This is a genomic window from Nostoc sp. (genome assembly GCF_054880495.1).
This window is the reverse complement of sequence record NZ_JBTYKD010000353.1, coordinates 1-5536: the sequence shown is the minus strand read 5'-3', so window position 1 is coordinate 5536 and position 5536 is coordinate 1. Positions and strand designations below refer to the sequence as shown.

Genomic DNA, 5536 nt, shown 5'->3' with positions numbered 1-5536 from the left:
AATACCTGAGCATTAAAACAAAGCCCCAAAATCTTTTCAGATTATGAGGCTTTGTTTTATCTTTTATTTGGTGGCGGGAAGTGGATTTGAACCACTGACCTTCGGGTTATGAGCCCGACGAGCTACCAGGCTGCTCTATCCCGCGTCGCTCTTGACTTTTATAGCATAACCTATAGTCAAGAGTTTGGCAACTACAAAAATGATAATTCTCCAATTACTTCTAAACGCTTGTATTTTCCCAAGGTGACAAACTTTTCTGAGAGCTTTTCTGCGGTACTGGGACTAATCCAACCCATTTGCTGGAGTAAGTGAATAGCAACGGCGTATTTTGCCCGTTTTGCCCCATCCATGACTTTAATTGCCAATCCCATGCCCTCACCGAGTCTACCAATGCACTGCACTCCTTCGGCACCAGCTTTACTGACCAGTTCCCCTGGAGTTAAACGCATCAGTTCCGTATCAAATTCTCCATCTCCTGCTACCATAGCGGGGTGATGAGTCATAGCACGGACGATGCGCTCCAGATCCAAGTTGGTGCTAGAGGCTAACAGTGCATACAAAGACGCCATATGACCGAGTTGCATCAGATAAGTTGGTGCGCCACAGTCATCATGAGCGCTGATAAATTCCTCAGCTGGCATTCGCAGCAACTCTGCAACTTTGCCCAAAATCAACTTCTGTATTGGGTGCTTGCGTTCCAAGTAGTTATTCAACGGCCAATGGCGTTGTTGACAAACGGCTAACATCCCTGCATGTTTTCCAGAGCAATTATATTCTAGAGGACTCCGCTTACCTTCAGGAATTGGACATTGGAGTACAGTTGGGTCAAGATCAGCCCGCCAAAGGATGTTAAATACCTGTCGGACTTGCTCTATTGTTCCTTTGTGGGAACTTGTGATAATTGCTAAGTCGCGATCACTCAGGGCATAGCGTTCCAATGTACCTGTAGTGGTGACAGCGAGTGCCTGAAATGGTTTCAGGGCTGAACGGATAAATCCAGCAGTTTCAGAATTTCCGGCAACGGTTAGAACCCGTCCTCGTTCGTCGCATACAACAGCTTGAACTATATGCCGGGATTCAATAATACCTTCCCGCAGCAACCGGACTTCCAGTGCTGTGGATTGAGTTCGTTTTCCCATTGTCATGGGTTTATATTTATCACCTTTTTTAATTATTAGTCATTAATCATTGGTCATTAGTCATTAGCTAAGGACTAATGACTAATGACCAATGACTTTTTAAAACAAATGCCAAACTATAGTACCAATAACGAACATTCCCGCCAACCCAGCAAAGGTAAATTGTAACCGCCGCAGAATAGGTTTAATTTCGTATGCAACAATCAAGCGATCGCGGTTGAGGAGTTCCTGTGGCTTCGTCCAAGTTTGACCATCATACCAGCCGGACTCTTCATAAAAGACTGTGGGACTGCAAAGGCGATCGCACACGTAGAACCAGCCTAAGTATAACCTTAGCAGTGCCAGCACTACCCCGATACTGGCTCCGGCTGCACCACAGAGGATAAAATGTGCAATATACTTGTAAGGGGGAAAACTTGCCGCAGCTACAGGCCCTGCTAAGAGCCAAGATAAACCCCAAATCCAAACAATTTTCGTGATATACTTGCGCCAATCTAAAGTGCTATCACGAAACAGCCAGGAAGTTTTTAACTGTTCGTACTCATTGAGCGGTTGTTGGTCTGTGGGAACTGGGCAATTGGAAACCGAAGACCTAATCATGTTGGCTTACCCTCACCCTGATCAGATTCTGGAAGGGAAATACGCTCTGCATGAATCCAAAACGCTTCTAAATTATAAAACTCCCGTTCCTTGGGCATCATGATGTGAACGATCACATCACCGTAGTCTTGTAGTACCCAACTCCCCTCGACTTTTCCTTCTGTCCTTAAGGGACGCCGTTGCAACTCAGTTTCGACTTTTCCTTCAATTGCTTGAGCGATCGCCCTTACTTGTACCCTAGAATAGCCAGTCATCATCACAAAGTAATCAGCCAGGTAAGATACCTCTGCTACTTTGAGCAATATAATCTCACCCGCTTTGCGATCTGATGCCGCAACAGCGATCGTTGCAGCTAATATTCCGCTCGCATCTTCGGTTTGGGCGTGGCTCTTTACCACACTCTTTGTCAGTGGAACAGATTGTAAGGGGAAATTTCCTTGGAAATAATCAGTCATTAAACCTCATGTGCTTTCTTTCTTTTGAAACAATTGTTTACATTTACTTACAAACAACAAACAATTGATCTGAAAATGTGTCAATAGGTTTTTTTGAATACTAACAAAAAAATAGGTGTCTATGGGGCTAGTTTGATAATTGGCTGTTTAGATTTCGACATCAGCAATCAGCAGTTGCGGATAGTTATTGTACAGCGATAAATTAACCAATAGCTTTCCAGCAAGAATTTATCGCGAAAATAATCGCAGACTAATCAAACAGCCTAATATTAAACCTCTTGGAAAAGTCCCTAACACCCCACCCCCAGCCCCTCCCCGCACGCGGGGAGGGGAGAATTTGACGTAAGTCAAAGGCGGGGTGGGGTTCTTTTTTTGATTTATCCAAGAAGCCTAATGTAAAGGTAGTGCAAGGAGGCATGACGCAGAAGCAAACAAAGCAGATAAATTAAGGTTTTGTTACCTTTTTTAACTGGATAGTTATTTCGACCATGCTGGACTAATAATTTGCAGGTAACGCCATATCTATGCTTTAGGCTATCTACTAAAAACTACAATACAACACATTGCTGTATATTATCAAGTATAATTAACAACCCTCAAAATCTATTGTGACTTAGATACTGAGGGTCAAATTAAGTAGAATCGCACTGAAGGCGCGGGTATCTAATCTAACTCTACTGCGGTAGATTAAACTTCTTGTTTTGTAACTCTTGTGGACTGAATTGTTCCACGATTTGCCGTCAATGAGTAACACAAGGACTCATACTGATTTAAAGCTTGCTCAAAAGCATAGTGTTCAACGGCATATTGGCGACTTTTATAACCGAGAGTTTTGACTTTTTCGGGGTTTTGGTACAAATCTAAAATTGCCATTGCTAAAGCTTGGGGATCTTCTGGAGGAACGATAACTCCGCCGCCACTTTGCCTGATGGCTTTTGCTGCTGTACCATTGTCAGGGACAGAGGCAACTAAGGCTCCTCCACTGGCAAGTAGCACTTGAATTTTTGACGGCATATTAAAGGATACAATATTTTTCTTTTGCACCACCAAGCCAACATCGGCAGCTGCTAACATTTGTGGCAAATATTTGCGGGGTTGAAATGGCAGTAGCAAAACATTATCTGCGCCACAGTCTAGACATTCCTGTTGCAATCGCTGTAAACCTTTTGCCTCTCCAACGATCACAAAAACAATATCTGGGATATGGCGCAACACAGAAGCAGCTTTGACGACGCTTTCTAAGCCTTGGGTTAGGGCAATGTTACCAGAATAAAGTACTACAAATTTGCCATTCAGATTATGTGCGGTGCGGAAAGGGTTATCTTTTTTAGGCAAAGGGCGGATAAAATTTACGTCAACCCAGTTGGGAATTTGGACAATTTTGTCAGCTTCTACGCCCTTAGTTCGCAAATTTTCCACAAATCCATCGGCGATAACGCTAATTTTGCTGGCATTATGATAGGCAAATTTTTCTAATAATGTAAATAACTGGATGAGCAATTTATTTTTTAGTAGACCGACGTGGACGGCTGCTTCTGGTAATATATCTTGTAGATTTAAGATCACAGGACAAGCACGTAACCATCCTAAAAGAGCAACTGGTACACAGCTTGGCAAGGATGGCGATGTTGAGAGAATAACATCTGGACGCCAACCGATGAGGGCAGGCACAAAACTAGTGACAACGAAACTAGCATCTAGTAATACCCGATCTAATAGGTTGGGTTGGGGACGAATCCAAACGTAACTACGTTGAATTTGAACGCCATTTTTATATTCGTTGACATACCACTTACCCCGATATTCCTGGTAAATTTGACGCTCAGGGTAGTTGGGCATAGCGGTGACTACGCGCACTTGATGCCCACGCTTCACTAGTCCCTCTGCTAGTTCAGTCATCAGTGGGGCAATACCAATTGGCTCTGGATAGTAGTTGTAGGAGTAAATTAAAATTCGCATAAAAAGTTAGATCCTAAGTACTCCGGTTTTTTATTTAATGACAAATATTTGTCTTCAACATAATTTGGAGCTGGGAAACTCCTATATCTAATTGTCGCTTCAGACTGTTTTTCTGTCAGGTATTTTCCTTAAAGATTGAGTAAAATTTGATATTAAATACTTAGGGAACCTGTGAATTTTTTTGACTATTTAAGCAGTGTTTCAAGTGTACATTTCTGATTGGTACGTAAGTAAAAACCCTAAGTACTCCGATATTAATTAAGGCTTTTTTATCATCCTAAGTGGGAAAGAATAAATCAAACTATGTTACGCAATGCAAACTTGATTAAATTGGCTCGTAATAAACGGCTCCATATCTTAAATACAAACCTTTAATTATTCACGCCCACTTACTTAGTTATTGAATGAGCGATCGCCCTTGTATTTTCTCCTTTTTTGCTGGTTCCGGTTTCCTCGATTTAGGTTTTGAAACTAGCGGTTTTAATATTGTTTACGTCAATGAAATCTTCCCCCCATTCATCGCCGCCTACCGTCATTCACGTCAGGTTCTCAATCTGCCGTTGCCAGAATACGGGTATTATGACGGAGAAGCAGGAGATATAACCCAACTTCTCGAAGGTTTACAAACACAACACCTTGGCGAGTTAGTACAAGACTGCCGCAAATCTAATAATATTGTGGGTTTCATTGGCGGGCCTCCCTGCCCTGATTTTTCTATTGGCGGGAAAAATAGAGGACGTTTAGGAGATAATGGCAAGCTTTCCGCTTCTTACGTTGAATTAATTTGCCGCAATCTTCCAGATTTCTTTTTATTTGAGAACGTTAAGGGTTTGTGGAGAACGACAAAGCATCGGTTATTTTTTGAATCGCTTAAGCAACAATTACTGGAAGCAGGCTATATATTAACAGAGCGGTTAATTAATGCGATCGAATATGGTGTACCCCAGGATAGAGAAAGAATTATTCTCATTGGTTTCAAAAATAATTTTATCAAGGATATCGGAATAAAAGTCGGTAGTGAAAAGTTACTACCTGAGAGATATTTTCCTTGGGACAATCACATTGTATATCCTCAAAAAAAGGTTTTTGCTTATCCTTGGTGTAAGTGCGAACCATTCCAAGAAAATTCCATAATCCCTTGTCCTGATGGCATTCCTCAAGAATTAACAGTTGAATACTGGTTTAGAAAAAATAATGTGCTGAAGCATCCCAATGCTGAAAACTGTTTTCAACCAAGAGCAGGAATTACAAAATTTGCTGCTATTGATGAAGGAGATGATTCTAAAAAGTCTTTCAAGCGTCTTCACAGATGGCGTTACTCTCCGACAGCTTGCTATGGAAATAACGAAGTACATTTACATCCCTATAAAATCCGGCGAATAT

General features: G+C 41.8%; 5 protein-coding genes and 1 tRNA gene. 1 reads left to right on the top strand and 5 read right to left on the bottom strand.

The genetic code is table 11. From position 1 onward, the window contains the following. Positions 1-68 precede the first annotated feature (68 nt). From ACYTXL_RS29895 to ACYTXL_RS29875, 5 genes are all read right to left on the bottom strand, one after another. Positions 69-145: transfer RNA gene (locus ACYTXL_RS29895), tRNA-Met, on the bottom strand. A 46-nt stretch (positions 146-191) separates the two neighbouring features. Next, positions 192-1145: an asparaginase gene (locus ACYTXL_RS29890; protein WP_461927804.1), complete on the bottom strand. Its 954-nt coding sequence runs from the start codon at positions 1143-1145 to the stop codon at positions 192-194. 93 nt (positions 1146-1238) lie between these two features. Further along, positions 1239-1739, bottom strand: a complete 501-nt coding sequence (locus tag ACYTXL_RS29885; protein ID WP_461927803.1) for a CGLD27 family protein — start codon at positions 1737-1739, stop codon at positions 1239-1241. Next, a complete protein-coding gene (gene rsfS, locus ACYTXL_RS29880; protein ID WP_461927802.1) occupies positions 1736-2194 on the bottom strand; it encodes a ribosome silencing factor in 459 nt (152 codons plus the stop codon). Before rsfS ends, ACYTXL_RS29885 begins: the two co-directional genes overlap by 4 nt. Before the next feature lie 687 nt (positions 2195-2881). Next, complete coding sequence (locus tag ACYTXL_RS29875) at positions 2882-4153, bottom strand: WcaI family glycosyltransferase (RefSeq protein WP_461927801.1); 1272 nt, start codon at positions 4151-4153, stop codon at positions 2882-2884. Between the two features lie 404 nt (positions 4154-4557). Here ACYTXL_RS29875 and ACYTXL_RS29870 point away from each other — a divergent pair. Further along, a partial coding sequence (locus ACYTXL_RS29870) for a DNA cytosine methyltransferase (RefSeq protein WP_461927800.1) occupies positions 4558-5536 on the top strand: 979 nt, incomplete at its 3' end.

Bases quoted from the DNA above. Each gene is read 5' to 3' on its own strand.
- ACYTXL_RS29890 (WP_461927804.1), bottom strand. From the start codon at position 1,145: ATGACAATGGGAAAACGAACTCAATCCACAGCACTGGAAGTCCGGTTG.
- ACYTXL_RS29885 (WP_461927803.1), bottom strand. From the start codon at position 1,739: ATGATTAGGTCTTCGGTTTCCAATTGCCCAGTTCCCACAGACCAACAA.
- rsfS (WP_461927802.1), bottom strand. From the start codon at position 2,194: ATGACTGATTATTTCCAAGGAAATTTCCCCTTACAATCTGTTCCACTG.
- ACYTXL_RS29875 (WP_461927801.1), bottom strand. From the start codon at position 4,153: ATGCGAATTTTAATTTACTCCTACAACTACTATCCAGAGCCAATTGGT.